Origin of the sequence: Rhizobium sp. AC27/96, assembly GCF_001692325.1 — a bacterium.
In the GTDB taxonomy this organism is placed as follows: Bacteria; Pseudomonadota; Alphaproteobacteria; order Rhizobiales; family Rhizobiaceae; genus Rhizobium.
The window spans coordinates 1-20,327 of sequence record NZ_LXKN01000014.1 but is presented as its reverse complement, the minus strand read 5'-3'; the positions used below and the strand labels follow the sequence as shown (position 1 = coordinate 20,327).

The 20,327-nt window shown below is 59.9% G+C and carries 15 protein-coding genes and 2 pseudogenes; 6 read left to right on the top strand and 11 right to left on the bottom strand.

What is annotated here, in order from left to right; all coding sequences use genetic code 11:
* Positions 1-5 precede the first annotated feature (5 nt).
* On the bottom strand, positions 6-3,332 hold the full coding sequence (gene traA / locus A6U86_RS11710) for a Ti-type conjugative transfer relaxase TraA (protein ID WP_068390924.1): 3,327 nt from the start codon (positions 3,330-3,332) through the stop codon (positions 6-8).
* Between the two features lie 254 nt (positions 3,333-3,586).
* Between traA and traC the strand changes: the two genes are divergently transcribed.
* The 4 genes from traC to A6U86_RS11690 all read left to right on the top strand — a co-directional run bounded on the left by traC (position 3,587) and on the right by A6U86_RS11690 (position 6,700).
* A complete protein-coding gene (gene traC / locus A6U86_RS11705; RefSeq protein ID WP_068390922.1) occupies positions 3,587-3,895 on the top strand; it encodes a conjugal transfer protein TraC in 309 nt (102 codons plus the stop codon).
* Between the two features lie 4 nt (positions 3,896-3,899).
* Complete coding sequence (gene traD, locus A6U86_RS11700) at positions 3,900-4,115, top strand: type IV conjugative transfer system coupling protein TraD (protein ID WP_068390919.1); 216 nt, start codon at positions 3,900-3,902, stop codon at positions 4,113-4,115.
* A complete protein-coding gene (gene traG / locus A6U86_RS11695; RefSeq protein WP_068390916.1) occupies positions 4,102-6,042 on the top strand; it encodes a Ti-type conjugative transfer system protein TraG in 1,941 nt (646 codons plus the stop codon). The genes traD and traG overlap by 14 nt, the downstream gene beginning before the upstream one ends.
* Positions 6,043-6,274: 232 nt before the next feature.
* On the top strand, positions 6,275-6,700 hold the full coding sequence (locus A6U86_RS11690; protein ID WP_343287068.1) for a thermonuclease family protein: 426 nt from the start codon (positions 6,275-6,277) through the stop codon (positions 6,698-6,700).
* A 472-nt stretch (positions 6,701-7,172) separates the two neighbouring features.
* On the opposite strand, the gene A6U86_RS11685 is transcribed toward A6U86_RS11690, so the two are convergent.
* From A6U86_RS11685 to glyA (A6U86_RS11650), 8 genes are all read right to left on the bottom strand, one after another.
* Entirely contained in the window at positions 7,173-7,910 is a 738-nt protein-coding gene (locus A6U86_RS11685; protein WP_068390910.1) for an amino acid ABC transporter ATP-binding protein, read from the bottom strand.
* 42 nt (positions 7,911-7,952) lie between these two features.
* Positions 7,953-8,975 (bottom strand): amino acid ABC transporter permease, encoded by a 1,023-nt coding sequence (locus tag A6U86_RS11680; protein ID WP_068390908.1) that lies wholly within the window; start codon positions 8,973-8,975, stop codon positions 7,953-7,955.
* 14 nt (positions 8,976-8,989) lie between these two features.
* Positions 8,990-10,243, bottom strand: coding sequence for an amino acid ABC transporter permease (locus A6U86_RS11675; RefSeq protein WP_077472589.1), 1,254 nt, complete (start codon positions 10,241-10,243; stop codon positions 8,990-8,992).
* 76 nt (positions 10,244-10,319) lie between these two features.
* Complete coding sequence (locus A6U86_RS11670) at positions 10,320-11,351, bottom strand: amino acid ABC transporter substrate-binding protein (protein WP_068390895.1); 1,032 nt, start codon at positions 11,349-11,351, stop codon at positions 10,320-10,322.
* A gap of 130 nt (positions 11,352-11,481) precedes the next feature.
* On the bottom strand, positions 11,482-12,369 hold the full coding sequence (gene purU / locus A6U86_RS11665) for a formyltetrahydrofolate deformylase (protein ID WP_068390890.1): 888 nt from the start codon (positions 12,367-12,369) through the stop codon (positions 11,482-11,484).
* On the bottom strand, positions 12,369-13,316 hold the full coding sequence (gene folD, locus A6U86_RS11660) for a bifunctional methylenetetrahydrofolate dehydrogenase/methenyltetrahydrofolate cyclohydrolase FolD (protein WP_083196804.1): 948 nt from the start codon (positions 13,314-13,316) through the stop codon (positions 12,369-12,371). The genes purU and folD overlap by 1 nt, the downstream gene beginning before the upstream one ends.
* A 16-nt stretch (positions 13,317-13,332) precedes the next feature.
* Positions 13,333-14,652 (bottom strand): D-serine ammonia-lyase, encoded by a 1,320-nt coding sequence (locus A6U86_RS11655; RefSeq protein WP_068390888.1) that lies wholly within the window; start codon positions 14,650-14,652, stop codon positions 13,333-13,335.
* Positions 14,653-14,703: 51 nt separating this feature from the next.
* Entirely contained in the window at positions 14,704-15,984 is a 1,281-nt protein-coding gene (glyA, locus tag A6U86_RS11650; RefSeq protein ID WP_068390886.1) for a serine hydroxymethyltransferase, read from the bottom strand.
* 215 nt (positions 15,985-16,199) lie between these two features.
* Here glyA (A6U86_RS11650) and A6U86_RS11645 point away from each other — a divergent pair, with 215 nt between their 5' ends.
* Complete coding sequence (locus A6U86_RS11645; protein WP_068390884.1) at positions 16,200-17,111, top strand: LysR family transcriptional regulator; 912 nt, start codon at positions 16,200-16,202, stop codon at positions 17,109-17,111.
* 19 nt (positions 17,112-17,130) lie between these two features.
* Here the strand turns inward: A6U86_RS11645 and glyA (A6U86_RS11640) are convergent, their stop codons facing one another.
* Positions 17,131-18,450, bottom strand: a complete 1,320-nt coding sequence (gene glyA / locus A6U86_RS11640; protein WP_068390882.1) for a serine hydroxymethyltransferase — start codon at positions 18,448-18,450, stop codon at positions 17,131-17,133.
* Positions 18,451-18,776: 326 nt separating this feature from the next.
* Here glyA (A6U86_RS11640) and A6U86_RS11635 point away from each other — a divergent pair.
* Positions 18,777-20,123 (top strand): annotated as a pseudogene (locus tag A6U86_RS11635) (IS66 family transposase); the annotation flags it as partial.
* A gap of 11 nt (positions 20,124-20,134) precedes the next feature.
* Here the strand turns inward: A6U86_RS11635 and A6U86_RS11630 are convergent.
* Positions 20,135-20,327, bottom strand: a pseudogene (locus tag A6U86_RS11630) (IS3 family transposase); the annotation flags it as partial.

Sequence of the window (20,327 nt, the reverse complement as noted above, 5' to 3'; positions counted from 1 at the left end):
CGCCGTCATTTCAGAGAGAGCCCTTGGCTCTTGGTTTGACGCAGCGTCTCGGCCTGCTTGAGCGCTTCGGTCGTTCGCTCATGAGCAGCAAGCTGCTGGACGGTCCGCATGGAGTTCCAGGCGGTCTGGACTTCGGCCTTCTGGCCGGCCGTCATACCCGCCGTGACGGTCTCGAAGGTCTTGCCGCTGGCGTCTTTCGCGGCGAGAGGCAGGAAGGTCCGTTCGCCGAAGCGCTCGGACACAGCCTTGGCGAAACCCTCAAGTTCGGCCTTCACCATCTTGTCGGCCAGCGCATATTCGAGCCCGGCCGGGAGATCGTTGCGATCGATGGCATCGCGCACGCGTTCGAGTGTTTGTTTCGCCGCGGGCGAGAGCGCCGGGATGTCGACGGACACCTTGAGCCGGACCGCGCGCTCCTCCGTCTCATGTTTCAATTCGGTCTCGGCCCGCTCACGAAGATAGCGTTCCAGGTTGCGAGCGAGCGCCGGCACATTGGCGATGGCTTTTTCCCGGTCCTGTCTGTCGGCGCGGCGGGCGAGAAGACCGGCCTTTCCCTTGAGCGCGCCGAAGCTTTCAGGCTCGCCGGCGATTCTTGAGAGGGTGGACTTCGCGACCGACGGGTCCTTGAGCATGGCGTCGACATTGATTGCCTTGAAGGCGGCTTCCGGCTGCGCGTAGACGAGATGGAAGCGGGTCGAGACGTCCTCCCATTGCTTCTTGAGGCCGGGATCGGCGGCGAGCTTGTCCTCGACTGCCTGCTCGAACGATTTCGGGAAGGTGGTGATGCCTGACACCATGGGCTTGGCCTCCTTTATCGAATGTGAGGGGGATTGCTTATTGTTGCCGCGAACCAGTCCGAGCACCGCGCCGATGGCGGCAAGACGGGCGCCGAGGTCGGCGAGTTTTTGATTCTGACGGACGGCCCACTGGAGGCGATCATGTGCGATCGTGCGGGCGACGTTGACGAGATGAAGGCCCCGGGCTTCCGCGAAGCGCAGCGCCTGGCGATAGAACGACGCCTGCTCGTAATCGAGGGTCGTTTCCTTGGCATTTCGGCGTGACAGGATCTGGATGAGGCCGCCCGCCTTCGCGAAGGAGCGACTGCCGTAGTAGACGGCGAGATCTTCACGATGGCGGGTCATCGCGACGTAGGTGAGATGCCGGTCGAGCGACAGTGAAGCAAGCACCTTCACCCGGTCGACTGTCGCGCCCTGGCTCTTGTGGATCGTCGTCGCATAGCCATGATCGAGATTGTTGTAGAAGCGCTGCTCGATCGTGACCTGGCGGCGATGCTCGCCTTCGCCAATCTTTGCGACGATTCGGTTCTGAGCAGCATCGACGACCTTACCGAGCATGCCGTTCTTGACGCCAAGCGAACCTTCGTTCTTGAGGAAAACAATCTGATCTCCGGGCGCAAAGTTACGGTGTCCGTCCTCCGTCTTGAAGGTAAATCCTTCGCCGACGACGCCGCGTTCGACTAGCTTGGTGCGGGCCATATCGTTGAGCATTCGCACATCACGGCGGAGGTGCGCGAGGATCAGGCTACTCTTCGAAGGGTCGTAGTCGTGATCCCAAGCTGCGATAAGGTTTTTGACCGCCTCGTCCTTCAGTCTCAAACCAATCATTCGACCATGCGCCGCGTAGGCATCGACAGCCCTGTGGACATTGCCGCGAGCGAGATCGAGCGAGGCATCGCGCATCCATTGCTGACGCTGGCGATAAATTGTCTCAAGTTCGGCATAGCCGATGCGATCGGCGATCGCACGGAACGCAGCACCGGCCTCGATCGGCTGAAGCTGTTCCGGATCGCCGACAAGGACGAGTTTGGCGCCGGCCTTGGTCACGGTTTCGACGAGCAGCGCCATCTGCCGTGACGACACCATGCCCGCCTCGTCCAGCACAATAACAGTCTTGTGGTCGAGCTGATTGCGCCCCTGGTTCCAGCGAAGCTCCCACGACGATAGCGTGCGCGATTGGATGCCTGCTTCCCTCTCCAATCCCTCGGCCGCTTTGCCCGCCAAAGCGGCGCCGACGACACGATAGCCGGCCGCTTCCCATGCCTCGCGCGCAGCCTTCATCATCGTCGTCTTGCCCGCGCCGGCGCGTCCGATGACGGCGGCGATCCGAGCGGCCCCGGCGACATGTTCAATCGCCGTTCGCTGCTCATCCGACAGACGGGAATGGCGCGCAAAGGTCGCCTGCAGCACCGTCTCACGGACCCCATGCGAGGCGCGACCGGAGAGCCAGATCGCGCGGTTGGCCATCTCGGCTTCGAGCCGGATCATCTCGCGCGTGGTGTATTTCGCCGGCTCACGGACGCCGGTCGCAAGATTCATTCGCTCGCGCTCGAGCCTGAGCGCTTCCGGACTTTGCAGAATCCGGACCATCAGACTTTGGAACAACGCGGCATCGTCGATATAGCGATACAGGACCTTCGCTACATCGCGCTCGTCGAAGACGCTCTTCTCGCGGGTGATCAGCTCAAGCACGATTTCAGGACGGCGCTGGATGCGCCGCGCATTCTCGCTGCGGCGCGCTTCTTGAATTTCGATACGCTCGAGTTTGGGAGCCGAGGTCTCCCGCGTGCGGTCAGATTGCTCTGCTTTGCGCTCGATGGCTTTGGTGCCAACACCGAGGTGAATGGTCGGCTCGAGGTCGATGCCCTGCTTTTCGAAGGAGCGGCCATCGATGCGAATATCGAGGCCGGCGAGCGCCAGATGTTTGTTCTGGCAGGCAAACCAGCCGTCGCGGAAAGCGTTGAAGTCCTCAGTGCTGCCGGCCCATAGATCATAGACGATCTTGCCTGCATCATTGCGGATCGGTTTGCCGTCCCGACCGAGCACAGCGACCTTCTTCGAACCGAACCCATCTTCGGTGAGCGGCCGCAATGTCGTCATGAGGTGGACATGCGGATTGCCAGGGGCGTCGTGATAGACCCAGTCGGCGACCATCCCCTTCGCCGTGATGTGTCTCTCCACAAAGTCGCGCATGAGAGCGATATTCTGCTCGGATGTCAGCTCGAGCGGCAGGGCAATGGTGACATCCTTGGCGAGCTGCGCATCGGATCGCTTCTCGAATGCCTCCACCTTGTTCCAGAAGGCTTCGGATGCGCCCGCGACTGAGCGATCGGCAATCATGCTGCGCACCCATTCGGGCGAGTCTGCCGGAATCACAAACTCTTCGTGCAACAGCCCCAGCTTGCGGGTGTAGTCGATCGTTCGAGCTTCCCGCTCGTATTCCATTTTCGCGCAGTGCCGGTAGGCCGCCGACAGGACAGCGCTGCGGCCGGAGCCGCGGGCGACGACGCTGACGGAGAAATGGGGGACGGCCACGGCGGAGTTCTTTCCCGGTTGCAAACGAAATCAATGGGTTCGTCGGGAGCGGGAGGCCTGACCAGGCCTCAAGCAAGGGCGTCGCGTCAGCGACGTATAATTGCGCCCTTGGAAGCCGCTCCTTCGGAACGGCCGGGATCATTCACCAAAGCATCGCCCTTGGCGATTGTAGGATTCACAGTAGTGCGTTCCGCACTCTGTTCCGAAAAACTGGGTTCGAAAGACAAGCTTTCTCACCCAGGGAGACAGACGGAATGAAAAAGCCATCCTCGAAAATCCGCGACGAAATCGCCAAGCTGCAGGAACAGCTCAAGCTCGCCGAAACAAGGGAAGCCGAGCGGATCGGCCGCATCGCGCTCAAGGCAGGCCTTGGCGAGATCGAGGTCGACGAGGCAGAGCTGCAGGCCGCTTTCGAGGAAGTGGTGAAGCGGTTTCGCGGAGGCCAAGGGGGAGGGAAGGGCGCTACGAACGGAGGGAAAAAGGGTGCCGGCGATAGCAGCGGCGCAACGTCGACGCCGGCAGACTCCTCTGGCGCGGGCGCGGGCAGCGCTGGCGAGGCTTGAGCGTATGGCGAGGACGATGACATCCGACGCCCGCAAGAAGGAAACGCGGGAAAAGATCGAGCTCGGCGGCCTGATCGTCAAGGCCGGGCTGCGCTACGAGAAGCGCGCGCTGTTGCTGGGCGCGCTGATCGATGTCGCCCGCCGCCTTAAAGGCGACGAAGGTGAGCGGTCCAGGCTCACCGCAATCGGCGCGGAGGCCTTCGGCAATGACGGTGAATAAAATTGCGCTCGTCGTCGGGCCAGCGGCGTTGATGATCCTGGTCGTCATCGGAGTGACCGGGATCGAACAGTGGCTCTCCGGCTTCGGCAAGACCGACGCCGCACGGCTGGCATGGGGGCGGGCGGGCATCGCGCTGCCCTATGTCGCGAGCGCGGCGATCGGTATCGTGCTCTTGTTCGCGAGTGCCGGCGCGATCAGCATCAAGCAGGCAGGCTGGGGCGTCGTTGCGGGATGCAGCGGGACGATCCTGATCGCAGCTTCCCGCGAAACCATACGCCTTGCCGCTTTCACGAAGACGCTGCCAACCGGCAAGACGGTCTTGGCCTATCTCGATCCAGCAACATCGATCGGAGTGGGCGCAGTGTCCATATGTATCTGCTTCGCGCTCCGCGTTGCGTTCATCGGCAATGCGGCGTTCGCAAGGGCCGAACCGAAACGCATTCAGGGCAAGCGAGCGCTCCACGGCGAAGCCGACTGGATGAAGCCGACAGAGGCGGCGAAGCTGTTTCCCGATTCCGGCGGCATCGTCATCGGCGAGCGCTATCGGGTCGACAAGGACAGCGTCGCGGCTCAAGCGTTTCGAGCCGATAGCGCGGAGACCTGGGGCGCCGGCGGCAAGTCGCCGTTGCTGTGCTTCGATGGCTCATTCGGCTCGTCGCACGGGATCGTCTTTGCGGGGTCCGGTGGTTTCAAGACGACGTCGGTGACCATCCCGACGGCCCTCAAATGGGGCGGCACGCTGATCGTGCTCGATCCGTCGAACGAGGTCGCACCGATGGTCTCCGCGCATCGCGGCGGAGCGGGAAGGGACGTATTCGTCCTCGATCCACGGAAGCAGGACGTCGGCTTCAACGTGCTCGACTGGGTCGGTGGTTACGGTGGAACCAAGGAGGAGGATATCGCCTCTGTCGCATCGTGGATCATGAGCGACAGCGGCGGCGCGCGCGGTGTTCGTGACGACTTCTTTCGCGCGTCAGCCCTGCAGTTGCTCACGGCGCTCATCGCCGATGTCTGCCTGTCCGGTCACACGCACGAGAAGGACCAGACGCTTCGGCAGGTGCGCATGAACCTGTCGGAGCCGGAACCGACCTTGCGCAAGCGCCTGCAGGACATCTACGACAATTCGGGCTCGGATTTCGTCAAGGAAAATGTCGCTGCCTTCGTCAACATGACGCCGGAAACATTTAGCGGCGTCTATGCCAATGCGGTCAAGGAAACGCATTGGCTTTCCTATCCGAATTATGCCGCGCTGGTGTCCGGACGGAAATTCTCGACCAGCGACATCGCCGCAGGAAATACCGACGTCTTCATCAACATCGACCTCAAGACGTTGGAGACCCATTGCGGTCTTGCGCGCGTCGTCATCGGCTCGCTTCTCAACGCAATCTACAATCGCGACGAAAAGCTTGAAGGGCGCGCGCTGTTTCTTCTCGATGAGGTCGCCCGCCTCGGTTACATGCGGATCCTCGAGACTGCGCGCGACGCCGGGCGCAAATATGGAATCACACTGACGATGATCTATCAGTCGATCGGCCAGATGCGCGAAACCTATGGCGGCCGCGACGCGGCAAGCAAGTGGTTCGAGAGTGCCAGCTGGATTTCGTTTGCCGCGATCAACGATCCCGAGACCGCCGATTACATATCGAAACGCTGCGGCATGACCACGGTCGAGATCGACCAGGTCAGCCGTAGTTCCCAGGCAAGGGGATCGTCGCGAACACGCTCGAAGCAGCTCGCGGCTCGACCGCTGATCCAGCCGCACGAAGTCCTGCGCATGCGCGCGGACGAGCAGATCGTGTTCACGGCCGGCAACGCGCCGCTCCGATGCGGCCGCGCCATCTGGTTTCGGCGCGATGATATGAAAGCCTGCGTCGGCACAAACCGGTTTCATTCCGTTGGCGGGAAGGAGAAGGAAGCTTCGAATTAGACGCCTGCGGTAAACGCCGATGAAACCAAAGCGACTGTAGCGTCTGCCGGCGGAGAGGGGAAAGAGCTTGGCGCAAAAGAACGTCATACCGTTCAGGAAAAATCGGAAGTTCGCGAACGATCGTCCTGGCATCAATGCGCCGCGGTCGACGTCACGTCGTCACCGTCCCGGTCGCGGCAAAGGCTTATCGACCACGATTGTCTGGGCCGCGGTGATCGGCGTCGCCGGCTGGCTGTATCTTGATCGCAATGGTCATCTCGACAACGCTGCTGCTTTCGTCACAGCGCCTGCACAGGATGCGCTATCGGCGTCGTTCGTGCTCTGCGGCGACAGCCATCGGACGAACTGCGTCGTCGATGGCGACACCTTCTGGTTCAACGGGACGAAAATCCGCATTGCCGATATCGATACGCCTGAGCTTAGCCCGCCCCGTTGTGAGGCGGAACGGAGAAAAGGTGAGGCGGCAAAATCCCGTCTGCTGTCGTTGCTCAACGCTGGAAAATTCTCGCTGGCGGCCGGGCTCCGTGACGAAGACAAGTATGGCCGTAAACTTCGAACCGTGTCTCGCGCGAGCAACTCGCTGGGCGATGTTTTGATCGAGGAAGGCCTCGCCCGGTCATGGGATGGTGCGAGACACGGATGGTGCCAGGGCCAGTGAGAGGCAGCCCCGTATCACATCCACGGGAGAGGGATTGGGGTTTGGGGAAAGGGAGGAGGGAACCGTCCCCGTTCACCATGGGAGGAAGTTTGAAGGAGGGGCTCGCCCTTCTTTCATGGGGTGAGATTGAGAGGGGCGGCGCAGCCCACCTTTTATAGCCGCTCCGGCCGGTCGATCCGGCTGGAACGGCTCACATGAAAAGGCGAAGACCAGAGGCGTCTCACCGCCTCTGGTCTGAACCTCAATAATCTTCATCAGGCTCGAAGTGCGGCTCCCGGTCTTCAAGGCCGATGTGCCATCGTTTGTCGGACCACCGGGAGGGGAGGTAGGTCTCGTCACCGCCAAAATGCGCGATAATGTCACATTATCAATCATTTAGCCGATCTCTTCGCAGATCGAATGGGGCGGTTAACGAGTTGCAGCGCTTGAAGAAGGATATGAACCGTCGACCCGCTTGCCCCGGCGGTCCCAATCAATGAAGCACCTGCGAAAGGAAATCCCGCAGCCGCGGCTCTTTGGGATTGTCAAAGAACTGCTGCGGCGTGTTCTGCTCGACGATCGTGCCGTGATCCATAAAAATTACCCGGTCGGCGACGGATCGGGCGAAGCCCATCTCGTGTGTGACGCAGACCATGGTCATGCCATCAATGGCCAGTTCACCCATGACATCCAGCACCTCCTTCACCATTTCCGGATCGAGTGCTGAGGTAGGTTCATCGAACAACATGATTTTCGGGCGCATTGACAGGCTGCGAGCGATTGCTACGCGCTGCTGCTGGCCGCCGGAAAGCTGGCCGGGATATTTCTTTGCCTGATCGGCGATCCGGACACGCCGCAAGAGTTCCATCGCGACAGTCTCCGCTTCGTCCTGCTTCTTGCCACTCACCAGCTTTTGCGCCAGCGTGCAGTTTTCCAATACCGTGAGATGGGGGAACAGGTTAAACTGCTGGAACACCATGCCGACGGATTTGCGGATTTCTGCGATATTTCGAACATCGTCATTCAGTTCCACTCCGAGGACGTTGATGGATCCGGCCTGATGGGATTCCAGATGGTTGATGCACCGGATCATCGTCGATTTGCCGGAGCCGGAGGGGCCGCAGACGACCAGCTTTTCACCTAGCCCTACCGTCAAGCTGACATTTTTTAGGACGTGAAAGTCGCCGTAAAACTTGTCGACATTCTTCAATTCAATCGCTGAATTTTGCATTGCAATTTCCTCGTGGGAATGCTGAACCCTGGTTTGAAGTGGCTATTCCCTGCCCTTCGAGAAGATGTAGGCGTGTTCTAACCTCTTGCTCCATTTGCCCATGGCGAAGCAGAAGACGAAGTAGATCACCGCTATGAACACGTAGACCTCGATGAAGTGCGTTCGCCATACTGGGTCGGCCAAGGCCTGCCTTGCGGTCATCAGAAGTTCGCTGATCGAAACGATTGCCACGAGCGAGGTATCCTTGAGCACGCTGATGAAGGTATTGATCGTCGGAGCAATAACCGTCGTCAGCGCCTGCGGAAGCACGATTCGCGTGTAGGCATCTAGCCGAGAGATGCCGAGCGCTTCGGAAGCTTCAAACTGCCCTTTCGGAACCGTCTGTAAACCGGCGCGGACGACCTCAGCCAGATATGCCGCCGTGAACAGGATAATGGCGACCTGGGCGCGGATCATGGCGTTGATATTCCAGCTCGCCGGCAGCAGCAGCGGAAGGATGAACGTCGCCATGAAGAGGATCGTGATCAGCGGCACGCCGCGGACGACCTCGATGTAGGTTGTTGCGAACCAGCGGATGACCGGTTTCGACGACAGCCTTGCACAGGCGAGCAGAATGCCGATCGGGAACGCAAATCCTATCCCGAAGACGGAGAGCATTATGGTGATCGGCAATCCGCCCCATTGCGTCCAAGGCACGGGGGACAGTCCTGCGATCCCGCCGCCCATCAATACGAAGAACAAGACGGGGGAATAGATCCAGGCGGCCAGCAAACCTTTTCCCCAAAGGCGCGGCAGAGCGGTGGCGACAGTGGTTCCCAGCAAAAGGGCCGATGCCAGGGCCGGACGCCAGAGTTCTGAAGCGGGATAGCGCCCGAAGATAATCAAGCTGGCTTTTTCCGCAATGACCGGCCAGCAGGCGCCAACGCCATTGCACGCATCGGCCGGCTGCGCACCCCAGACCGCATCGAGGATAGCCCAGCGGAACAAGGGAAAGAGGACGACCGCGAGGACCGCGATCACCAGCGCAGTTGTCAGACGGTTCCGCCAGGAAGTGTGTCGTTTCATAGCCATCATCGACCTCATCGTGTCCGCAAAGCCATCTTTTTGTTGTAGACATTCATCGCGGCCGAGATCGCCAGACTAAGCGAGAGATATACGGCCATCATGATGGTCACGCACTCGATAGCGCGGCCGGTGATGTTGAGCGTGGTGTTGCCGATCGAGACCAGGTCCGGATAACCGATCGCAACCCCGAGCGAGCTGTTCTTGACTAGGTTCAGGTATTGGCTCGTCAGCGGCGGGATAATCACGCGAGAAGCCTGGGGAATGACGATGTAGCGCATCGTCTGTCCAGGTGAGAGGCCTAGTGCCTGTGCCGCTTCCTTCTGCCCCTTCTTCACGGCAAGAATACCCGTGCGCACGATCTCCGCTATGAAGCTGCCGGAGTAGATCGAAAGTCCGACGAGGAGGGCCGAGAACTCTGGCGAGAACTTGATACCGCCGTTGAAGCGGAACTTTTGCCAAACTGGTAGCTCGAAGAATGCACCGCCAGCCCCGACCAGTGCGATCGTGCCGGCAAGCATGGCGGCAGCAAGAATTGCCAGGAACGCAACAACACCCGCCCGTCTGTCAAAGACGTAGCGCCAGACCGCAAAGCCGACCGCTATCGCCGCCACCAGGCCCGCAACGGTCGAAAGCGCCGTCGGCTGGAGGTGCAACATTGGTAGGAATACGCCGACGCGGCTGATTTGGACGCCAAAAGCTCCCCATGCTTCCGCCGGCGTTGGCAGGAGTCCTGTTGCAATTGAGTACCAAAGATAAAGTTGAAGGAGGAGCGGGACGTTGCGGAAGAGCGCGACGTAGGTCAGGCACACGCGCCGAAAAGCTTGATTCGTTGAGAGCGACCCAATACCGACGGCGAATCCGATCACCGTGGCGAGCACAAGTGCATAGGCTGAAACGACGATCGTGTTGACCAGGCCTGTGAGAAAGGCGCGGGCAAAACTCGACTGGGAGCTATAGTCGATGAAGGTTTCGCCAATGCCAAACCCTGCCTCGCGCGAAAGGAAGTCGAGACCGAAGCTCAGTTTTTGCCGGCTGATATTGAGGGATGCGTTGTAGGCGAAAAACCAGACCACTGCACCAACCAGCAGGATCAGCAGAGCCTGGGGAATCCACGCGCGGAACCGACGGTTCCACCATAGGCTCCCAGTCTCGGAAATCGCCACAACGGGCGGGTTTTGCATTTCGTGCATAGCCATGAAATCAGCCCTTACCTGACACTGGGTGCGAAACGCATGGCCGCCGGTGTTCTCGCACCCGGTCGGATCCATGTCTTCGATCTTACGCCCGTCGATTCGGTCGATGGCGAGGGGCTAATGCTCCAGCACGGCCCCTCGCCTCGACAAATCAGATAAGCGGATTGGCGTAGAGCAGGCCGCCCTTCTTCCACTGTTCGTTGATGCCGCGCTCCTGCTTCAGGGGCGAGGACGTGCCGACATTGCGCTCGTAGATTTCGCCGTAGTTGCCGACGGCCTTGATGGCGTTGTACATCCAGTCGTTGGGAAGACCGAGAAGCGAGCCGAGATCGCCGCTTTTGCCGAGGAGACGCTGGATCGCCGGATCCTGCGACTGCTTCATATCGTCGACGTTGGCCTGTGTAACGCCCAGTTCCTCCGCGGCGACCAGCCCCTCGCGAACCCAGGCGACGATCATGTACCAGCGGGAATCGTCAGCACGGACGGCCGGGCTCAGCGGCTCCTTGGAAAGAACTTCGGGCAGTATGACGAAATCATCAGGATTGGCCTGCTCCGAGCGAACGGACGCAAGCGCGGTCGAATCGTCGGTGAAGGCAACGCAACGATCGTTGAGGAACGCCTCGACGACCTGCTGCTGTTGCTCGATGACGACCGGTTCGAGTTTGATTTTATTGGCGCGGGCGAAGTCCGCGATGTTTTGTTCGGTGACGGTACCCGGCTTGACGCAGACGGACGCACCGTCAAGTTCCCTGGCGCTCGCAACGCCCAGCGACTTCTTCACGATGAAGGCCTGGCCGTCATAGAAGATCGGCTTTGCGAACAGCAGGCCGACCGACGCTTCGCGGGTCAGGGTCGCCGTCACCGTATGCGTGAGAAGCTGGATTTCGCCAGACTGGATTGCCGGGAAGCGCTGCTGGGAGGTCATTGGGACGAGCTCAGCTTTGCTGGCGTCGCCGAAGATTGCCGCCGCGACGGCGCGGCAGAAATCCACATCCATACCGGCCCACTTGCCGGTCGAGTCGACGGTGCTGAATCCGGCAAGCTGGCCATTGGCGCCGCACTTCAACGCGCCGGCCTTCTTCACGGCTTCGAGCGTCTGGGAGTTTTCGGCATATGCGGGTGCAGATGCGGCGACGGCAACGCCCACTGCAAGTGCGGCGATAATCGATTTCAAGCTGTTCATTGCTGTTCCCTTTCAGTTGATGATGACGCCCTCGGGCGGTGTCAAAGTTATTGATTTGGGTTGCTTTCGTCCGACCATGAGGCCGGATGTGCACCTTCTTCTTCGTGCCTTCGTCGAGGAGTCGTGGGCCTCAACCCATCCGCTCGCTGGCGTAGGAGCCCGGGGACGCCGGGAAAACGACAGTCTTGTTTCCGTTGATGAAGACGCGGCCGTGCATATGTGCGTGGATAGCGCGCGAGAGAACCTGCGCCTCGACATCGCGGCCGAGGCTCACATAGTCCTCAGCACTCTGTGCATGGGTGATCCGGACGATGTCCTGCTCGATGATCGGCCCCTCGTCGAGATCCGCCGTGACATAATGCGACGTGGCGCCAATCAGCTTCACCCCACGCTCGAAGGCCTGTTTGTAGGGGTTCGCTCCCTTGAACGACGGCAGGAAGGAGTGGTGGATATTGATGATACGGCCCGAATAGGTCCGGCACATTTCATCGGACAGGACCTGCATATAGCGCGCCAGCACGATGAGGTCCGCACCGGCATCCTCGACGATGCGCATCTGTTCGGCCTCGGCAGCCCGTTTGTTCTCCTTTGTCACCTTGATGTAGTGGAAAGGAATGTCGTGGTTGACAACGAGCTTCTGGTAATCGAGGTGGTTCGAGATCACACCGACGATTTCCACCGGCAACGCGCCGATCCGCCAGCGGTAGAGAAGATCATTCAGACAGTGGCCGAAGCGCGAGACCATGATCATCAGCTTGCGTTTTGAGGCCTCGTCGAAGAACGTCGCCTCCATCTCGAACTTCCCCGCGATCGGCGCAAAGCCGGCACGGAGGTCCTCAAGCGTACGACCTTCTTCCGAGCGGAAGCTGGTGCGCATGAAGAAGCGACCCGTGTGGGCATCGTCGAATTGTGCGCTGTCGGTGATGTTGCAGCCCTCATCAGCGAGGAAGCCCGAGACCGCTGCGACTACCCCTCGGGTGGTTGGCGTGCACGCGACACGGAGTGCGAAATTTGACATCAGGATACCTTCTTCATGGATTTGAGGAGCGTCGGCGCTTGCGCGCGGCGGAACGCTTCGAGCGTGTTTTCGAGCAGGCAACCGATCGTCATCGGACCAACACCGCCGGGAACCGGCGTTATGGCCTTCGCATGGCCTGCCTGGGCAAAATCGACGTCGCCGACGAGACGGGTCTTGCCGTCCCGGCTGATACGGTTGATACCGACGTCGATGACCGTGGCCCCTGGCTTGATCCAATCGCCCTTCACCATTTCCGGACGCCCAACCGCAACGACGAGAATGTCGGCGAGCCGCGTGATCGACGCGACATCGCGCGAATGGCGGTGCGCGATCGTGACGGTGCAGTCCTCCTGAAGGAGAAGCTGGGCCATCGGCTTGCCGACGATGTTGGAGCGACCAACCACCACAGCGTGCAAGCCGGAGAGGTCACCGAGGCGATCCTTCAGCAACATGACACACCCCAACGGCGTGCAAGGCACGAGCGCCTGTTGGCCGACTGCGAGGCGGCCGGCATTAGCGACGTGAAAGCCATCTACATCCTTGGCGGGATCAATGGCATCAATCACCGCATCGGCATTGAGCTGACCGGGAAGCGGAAGTTGAACGAGAATGCCATGCACGGTCGGATCAACGTTGAGCCGACGGATCAATGCCAAAAGCTCCTCCTGCGTCGTCTCCTCGGGAAGTCGGTGCTCGAAGGAGTTCATGCCGGCTGCGATCGTTTCGCGACGCTTTGAGGTGACATAGACGGCACTCGCGGGGTCTTCTCCGACAAGCACCACCGCAAGCCCCGGAACTTCGCCAGTCGTCGCGCGCAGGTCCGCGACATCCTGTTTGATGCGTTGCAGCAGATTCGCTGCGAAGGCCTTGCCATCGATCCTGTCTGCGTTGAAACCCGGTGTTGCGCGGCCCGTCGTCGATTGGGTTGAATTCTTCGTGTCCGACATCTTACCCACTCCCGATCTAAAGCGCCGCGGCCTGTTTCAGGAACGCATCGAACTGCTTCTGCGGCACGAAGGAGCCTCCCGTGGTCCAGGCAATGTGCGTGGCTTGGGAGAGGTAGCTCTGAATGCCCTGGTGCTCGCAGAATGCGCGGCCCTGCGGATGCTTCACCACGAACTGCGGGCCAGACAGGCTCGCGGTTGCAGAAGGCTCAAGGCGAATATCCTGCGTTTCGTGCGCAAGCAGCAGCCAACGGAGAAGATCCTCATCCGCAACCGTGAAGACGCCGGCGAGCATGTTCCGCATGACGGTGGCGACAAAGGCCGACATGCGCGCGACGGCCATGCCGTCTGCCTCTGTCTTGTTGGTGAGGCCGACGTCATAGACAGAGACCAGCTCCTGCGAGCCGCTCATCAAGTGGACGAGCGCGCAAGGCGACTGCACGGGCTCCACGAAGAAGCAGTGGACGTGGTCACCGAATACCTTTTTGGCGCCGTAGGTGGCGCCACCCGGCGCACCGCCGATACCACAGGGCAGATAGAGAAACAGCGGATGTTCCGCATCAACGGCGATATCGAGCGCCTTGAGTTGGTCGGCCAGTTCATAGGCGGCGACCGAATACCCGAGAAACAAATGCCGGGATTGTTCGTCATCGACGAAGTAGATCATCGGGTCGCTTTCTGCGACGAGACGCGCGTTTTCAACGGCGATCGTGTAGTCGGCTTCGTGCTGGACGACTTCGACGCCGAGCTTCTTCAGCCGCTCGACCTTCCAGGCTTTCGCATCCGACGACATGTGGACGGTTGCCTTGAAGCCAAGTGCTCGAGCAGCAATTCCGACGCTAAGACCGAGATTGCCCGTGCTGCCAACGGCGATTGTATAGCGAGAGAAAAAGGCTTTTGCGTCCGCTTCAGCGAGGCAGCGAATATCATCGCCGGAATTCAGGAGTCCCTCGTTCCTGGCAAGCTGCTCGGCAAACAGAAAGACCTCATAGACACCACCCCGCGCCTTGATGGAGCCCGCGACAGGGAGCGCGCTGTCGGCCTTGACGAACACTTTTCCGAATTCGGGCGCGGCATAACCAAGCGCGTCACGCAGCGCTTTCAGTTCCACGAGATCGGAGCGGATTGCCCCGCCTGTGGCCTTCAACTCGGGAAAGCAGGTTTCCAGAAGTGGAGCGAGCCGTTTCCAGTTTGCTTGGGCCTCATCGACCATTTCCGGTCGGATGGGCAGCGCATCGTCCCCGATGGCACCGGGTCGATAGGCGGCATTGACCCAAAGGGTCGGATGAGCGGCGAGCACGTCGCTTCGCGCAGGGTCGTCGGGAAGATGAATCGTCATGTCCGTATCCAAGCCGATGGCCAGAGCCCGAGGCTCCGGCCGGGTGAAAAATTAGGGATAGACAGGGAACGCCGAGCAGAGATCGGCTACTTCTGCGCGAACCCGTTTATGCTCCGAGGCACGATCTTCCGGGGTCAGGTTCTCGGCATCGAAAACATCGGCGATAAGGTTGGCGATCTTCTCGAATTCGGCTGCGCCGAAGCCGCGTGTCGTACCGGCAGACGAGCCGAGGCGGATGCCCTTCCATTCAGACGGCTTGGCGCTGTCGAACGGGATGGGGTTCTTATTCGACGTGATATCAACGGAATAGAGCAGGTCCTGCGCCTGCTGACCGAGCAGACCCTTCGACGAGACATCGACGAGCACGAGATGGGTATCAGTACCGCCACTGACGATGCCGACGCCGCGTTTCATCAGAATCTCAGCGAGTAGCTTGGCATTCGCCTTGACATTCGCACCGTAGGTCTTGAATTCATCGGTCAGAGCCTCACCCAGGCAAACTGCCTTGCCGGCAATGGTCGCAAGATGTGCGCTGCCCTGAACGCCGGGGAAGACCGCCGACTGGAACTTCTTTACAAAGTCCTCCCGGTTGGTGAGGACCAGACCGCCGCGGGCACCACGCAAAGTCTTCGTCGTCGTGCACGTCACGATGTCGGCGTAGGGAACCGGATTTGTGTGAACGCCGGCGGCAACAAGGCCGGCGAAGTGCGCCATGTCAACGAGGTAGACAGCGCCGACGGCGTCGGCGATCTTACGCATGCGGCCGAAGTCATACTCGCGCGGATAGGACGAACCGCCGGAGATGATCAGTTTTGGTTTGTGCTCGAGCGCAAGCTTTTCGACGATATCGTAGTCGATCAGTCCGGTTTCCCGGTCAACACCGTAGGAGACGACCGAAAACCACCGGCCCGACTGGTTCGGCTTGGCGCCATGGCTGAGGTGACCGCCGGCAGCGAGGTCGAGGCTGAGAACCAGATCACCGGGCTGCAACAGGGCAAAGAAGACAGCCTGGTTAGCCTGCGTGCCCGAGTGGGGCTGCACGTTGGCGTAGGAAACACCAAAGAGTTTCTTGGCGCGGTCGATGGCGGCCTGTTCGACGATATCTGCGTAGTCGGCGCCGCCATGGAAACGATTGCCCGGATAACCTTCGACCGTCTTGTTGGTAATAACCGAGCCCAGGGCATCCAGGGTCGCGGCACTGACCGAGTTTTCGGAGGCGATCAACTCGATCTGGCCCTGCTGGCGCTTCCGCTCGCCCTCCAGAGCGTTGAAGATCAGCGGGTCACGCTCGGCGAGCCGGGTATTGAAGTATTCGTGTGCCTGAGTGGTCATTTCGCGTCCCTCTTTTCAAATTTCGAATGGCGGTTGCCGGTGTCAGGCAGCCTGTGTTTTGCGGGCGGAACACGGACGGCGCTTTGATTCCAGCGCCGAATGCCTGCACTGGTGTCCCGCTGTTGAGAGGACGGTAGCGAAATATTTCAGTCAAAAAAAGTTAATTGTATTTTTTATGTTCGTAAATTACGCTAATGTTTTCTGGGGAGAAACTGATGGACCTTGGACGGCTACGCGCCCTTCGCGAACTTTCCATACGCAAGACCATGGCTGCCGTCTCCGAGGCCCTGCTTGTCTCTCCGTCGGCGATTTCGCAGCAGATGACCTTGCTGGAGCAGGAGGTCGGCGCGCCCTTGATCGAGAAGCGTGGTCGCGGTGTCGCGCTCACCGTTGCAGGTCAAATTCTGGTCGATCGGGCAGAACGAATCTTCGCAGAATTGGAAGGCGCAAAAGCCGATATCGCGGAACTGGAAAACCTGGTGGCAGGTGATCTTCGGGTTGCGGCCTTTCCTTCGGTGGCCGCGGTGCTCATCCCACCGACGATCCAGCAATTGGCCGAGGATCACCCGCTTCTCGCCATCCAGTTCGATGAGATGGAACCGGAGGAAAGCGTGGCCGCTTTGCGAACCTGGCAAACGGACGTCGCGATTATTGATGATCTCAACATACTGCCCGGCGCACTCGACTCGAACATGGAAACGATTCCGCTTATTGAGGACGTTTTCCACGTAATGATGGGAAAGGGCCATCGTCTCGCCGGCCGCGATCATGTCACGCTCCCCGACTTGACCGGCGAACGGTGGATCATCGACACTGCATCATCGAACTACACGCGAATGCTCACCGAAGCGTGCCAAGGCGCAGGCTTTGATCCCCAAATCACGGCACGCTGCAAAGGGTTTGAGGTCAGCATCGCCTTGATTAGAAGCCACGCCGGGATCTCGATCCTGCCGGGGCTGCGCGCGAGCCTTGACCTTCGAGACGTCCAAGTCAGACCGTTGCAGCCGGAAATTCGCCGCAAAATCTCCCTCGCCTACCGGAAAGGTCAGGGCCGCAGCCCAGCACTCAAAGCGTTCATCGCGGCTTGCCGACAAAAAGCAAATGACCTCAACCGGAATGCCGTTTGAGGTCATGGGAGGTCTGTGACTAATGATTGATGTAATGGAACTCATCAAATGTTCGGCGAAATGCTGCCGTCCGGGGCGCGACCGTCTCCGGATCGTTGGCGCGCAGGCCCTCGGCAATTAGCGCAGCGAGTTTCGGCGCGTCGGAAGGAGTGACGCCGCGTCGCACGAGTTCAGGCGTGCCGAAGCGTAGCCCATTCTTGTCGCCGTCGATTTCGGGAATGGGCAACCCGATTCCGCATGTGAGAAACCCGGCTTTTCGCAGCTTCTTCGCCGCGGCCTGCCCGCCGCCGAACCCGACCGCCTCCAAAGCGAACTGATGGCTCTCGGTGATCCCCTTGCCAGTTCCGAAGGCCGGCAGTCCTTCTGCCTGCATGGCGATTGCAAGAGCCTGGGCGAGGTCCACCATGGCCCTTGAGTAGGCGATCCCGTGATCGCGCCAATCAAGCAGAGTGATCGCCAACGCGGCCGCCTTCGCCGCGTCGAAGTTTGCCGTCATTCCCGGAAAAGCCACACGGTCAAGCTTTTCGGCAAGCGCCGCATCATTGGTTACGATCAGCCCTCCGGCCGGGCCGCCCAGGCTCTTGTAGGTGCTCATAGTGATCAGATGCGCCCCCTGTTCCAAGGGATTGGCCCAGGATTTGCCGGCTATGATCCCGCATTGATGTGCAGCATCGAAAAGCACATAGGCGCCGACGGCATCAGCAATCTTGCGAATTTCGGCAACCGGGTGCGGAAACAAATTTAGGCTGCCGCCGATTGTAATGATCTTCGGCCTCACTCTTTCCGCCAAGGCGGCAAGGGCAGGAATGTTAACGGTATAGCCTTCAGGATCGACCGGCATCGCATGGATCGACAAGCCGTACATGCCAGCGCAACCGGGAGCGTGGTGCGTGACATGTCCGCCGATTGTTGCCGGAGGCGCAATGATGGCGTCTCCTGGTTTCGCCATTGCCATGAAAGCGTATAGGTTCGCCATTGCGCCCGACGCCACGCGCATTTCGGCGTATTTTGCCTCGAAAATTTCTGCCGCGAGTTCGGCCGCTATGACCTCGATTTCCTCAATGGCCTCCAGGCCCATTTCATACTTGTCGCCGGGATAGCCGAGCGACGGGCGGTTACCGAGACCGCGGCTCAAGACGGCTTCGGCAACAGGGTTGAGAACGTTTGTCGCGGGATTTAGATTAAAGCAGTCGGCATCGTGAATCTCAAGGTTCCTAGCAACCAGAGCTTCGATACGGGCCGCGACGTCGCGGGTTTCTGCCGAAACGTTCGCCGCGATTCGCTGGATATGCGTTTCGCATGCCTCCGGCACCCACTGTCTATGACTCAGATGGGGCATGTCCTCTCCTTCATCGCTAAGCTCGAGGCCCCGGCGTGGGACATCGACGTTGGATGACGAGAGTCTAACGCGAACGTTACATCAGAAAAAGTTAATAATAATATTTCATTGGTTCAGAAATGTTAATGTGTTGTCTACATGTTACGAAAGAACACTGCGCCGAACTGCCGACGCAGCGCTTCCTCGACATTCGGTCAAAATTTCCGTGACATCACAACGCGATGCCGGAGAGGCGGTCAATCGACGACCAGATACGCTTCGCGTAGCGAGGATCGAAAAGTGCATGATATCCGCCTGTATGCCAAAAGACGACAGGGCCTTTTAATTCATTCGTCTTCGAAGAGATCGAGACCGGCATCGCTGCAATTCGAGCCCAGGTAAACAAGAGCGCTGCCCATCCCGATGGCAAACGTCCGCCGCGACCGCGCAAGGGCTTTGCACCACATCTGGAACGCATCGAAGTGGTGATCGAGCCGGATGAACTGCCCGAGCATGCGGGCAAACAGAAGGTGCTGATCGGAGAAGACGTCTCTGAGCGGCTAGACGTCGTGCCGGCGAAGTTCCGCGTCATCGTCACCCGGCGGCCGAAGTATGCCTTCAAAAACGAAGACGGCGTCATTCAGGCCGCCGCACCTGCGCACATCATCGAGGGAGGCATTCCGACGGAAGCGCTTCTCGCCCAGATCGCGGTCTCGAAGTATGCCGATGGCCTGCCGCTCTATCGGCAGGAGGCGATTTACGCCCGCGATAAGGTCGAGCTCGATCGCAAGCTGATGGCCCAATGGATGGGCAAGCTTGGCTTCGAGCTCGATATCCTCGCCGAGTACATCCTCGCCGAAATCAAAAAGGCCGAGCGCATCTTCGCCGACGAAACGACGTTGCCAACGCTCGCACCGGGATCCGGGTCGGCAAAGACGGCCTGGCTGTGGGCCTATGCCAGGGATGACAGACCCTTCGGTGGCAATGGCCCACCGATGGTCGCCTATCGCTTCGAAGATAGCCGAGCTGGCGATCGCGTCGCCCGGCATCTGAGCGGCTATCGCGGCATTCTTCAGGTTGATGGGTATGGTGCCTACAAAAAGCTTGCCCGATCTGACGGCGGCAATGACGGCGTGATGCTTGCCGGCTGCTGGTCCCACAGCAGACGCAAGTTCTACGAACTCCACGCATCGGACACCTCCAAGATCGCCACCGAGACGGTGGAGCTGATGGCAAAGCTCTGGCAGGTCGAAGAAACAGCCCGCGGTCAAAGCCCTGATGTCCGTGTGGCGGCGCGTCAGCAGACATCTGCAGCCGTCGTCAATGAGCTCTTCGGCCTTTGGCAGAAGACCCTGCCGCGGATCTCCGGCAAATCCAAGCTCGCTGAGGCAATCCGATATGCCACCTCACGTCGCGCAATCTTCGAGCGCTTCCTGACCGACGGCCGTATCGAGCTGGACAGCAACATCGTTGAGCGCGCCATCAGGCCCCAGACGATTACGAGAAAGAACAGTCTCTTCGCTGGCAGCGATGGCGGTGGGAGGACCTGGGCGACAATCGCGACACTTCTTCAGACAGCCAAGATGAACAATGTCGATCCGCAAGCCTGGCTCACCCAGACCCTCGAGCGCATCGCCAATGGCTGGTCAAGCAGCGATCTCGATGCACTCATGCCCTGGAATTACGCGCGCTGAACGGGGTCAGCTTGCCGCTTACTTTTGACGAAGGCTTCAGACATGCCGTTCGATTGTGGGCTGGCAACGGGCGTGAAGCATGGGATCAGGTTGAGGGCTTGGGCGAACAGCCTGGTCTCGCGCGCGGTGTATGCACTGCCGTTATCAGATAGATGTTCTATTGCATGGGGGGCGCTGGTTGCGCCGAAGCGCTTTTCGACGGCC

Excerpts from the sequence above, each read along its gene's own strand:
- traC (WP_068390922.1), top strand. The coding sequence starts at position 3,587 with ATGAAAAAGCCATCCTCGAAAATCCGCGACGAAATCGCCAAGCTGCAG.
- A6U86_RS11675 (WP_077472589.1), bottom strand. The coding sequence starts at position 10,243 with ATGGATCCGACCGGGTGCGAGAACACCGGCGGCCATGCGTTTCGCACC.
- A6U86_RS11685 (WP_068390910.1), bottom strand. The coding sequence starts at position 7,910 with ATGCAAAATTCAGCGATTGAATTGAAGAATGTCGACAAGTTTTACGGC.
- A6U86_RS11670 (WP_068390895.1), bottom strand. The coding sequence starts at position 11,351 with ATGAACAGCTTGAAATCGATTATCGCCGCACTTGCAGTGGGCGTTGCC.
- A6U86_RS11655 (WP_068390888.1), bottom strand. The coding sequence starts at position 14,652 with ATGACGATTCATCTTCCCGACGACCCTGCGCGAAGCGACGTGCTCGCC.
- A6U86_RS11645 (WP_068390884.1), top strand. The coding sequence starts at position 16,200 with ATGGACCTTGGACGGCTACGCGCCCTTCGCGAACTTTCCATACGCAAG.
- purU (WP_068390890.1), bottom strand. The coding sequence starts at position 12,369 with ATGTCAAATTTCGCACTCCGTGTCGCGTGCACGCCAACCACCCGAGGG.
- A6U86_RS11680 (WP_068390908.1), bottom strand. The coding sequence starts at position 8,975 with ATGAAACGACACACTTCCTGGCGGAACCGTCTGACAACTGCGCTGGTG.
- traD (WP_068390919.1), top strand. The coding sequence starts at position 3,900 with ATGGCGAGGACGATGACATCCGACGCCCGCAAGAAGGAAACGCGGGAA.
- glyA (WP_068390882.1), bottom strand. The coding sequence starts at position 18,450 with ATGCCCCATCTGAGTCATAGACAGTGGGTGCCGGAGGCATGCGAAACG.
- glyA (WP_068390886.1), bottom strand. The coding sequence starts at position 15,984 with ATGACCACTCAGGCACACGAATACTTCAATACCCGGCTCGCCGAGCGT.
- folD (WP_083196804.1), bottom strand. The coding sequence starts at position 13,316 with ATGTCGGACACGAAGAATTCAACCCAATCGACGACGGGCCGCGCAACA.
- traG (WP_068390916.1), top strand. The coding sequence starts at position 4,102 with ATGACGGTGAATAAAATTGCGCTCGTCGTCGGGCCAGCGGCGTTGATG.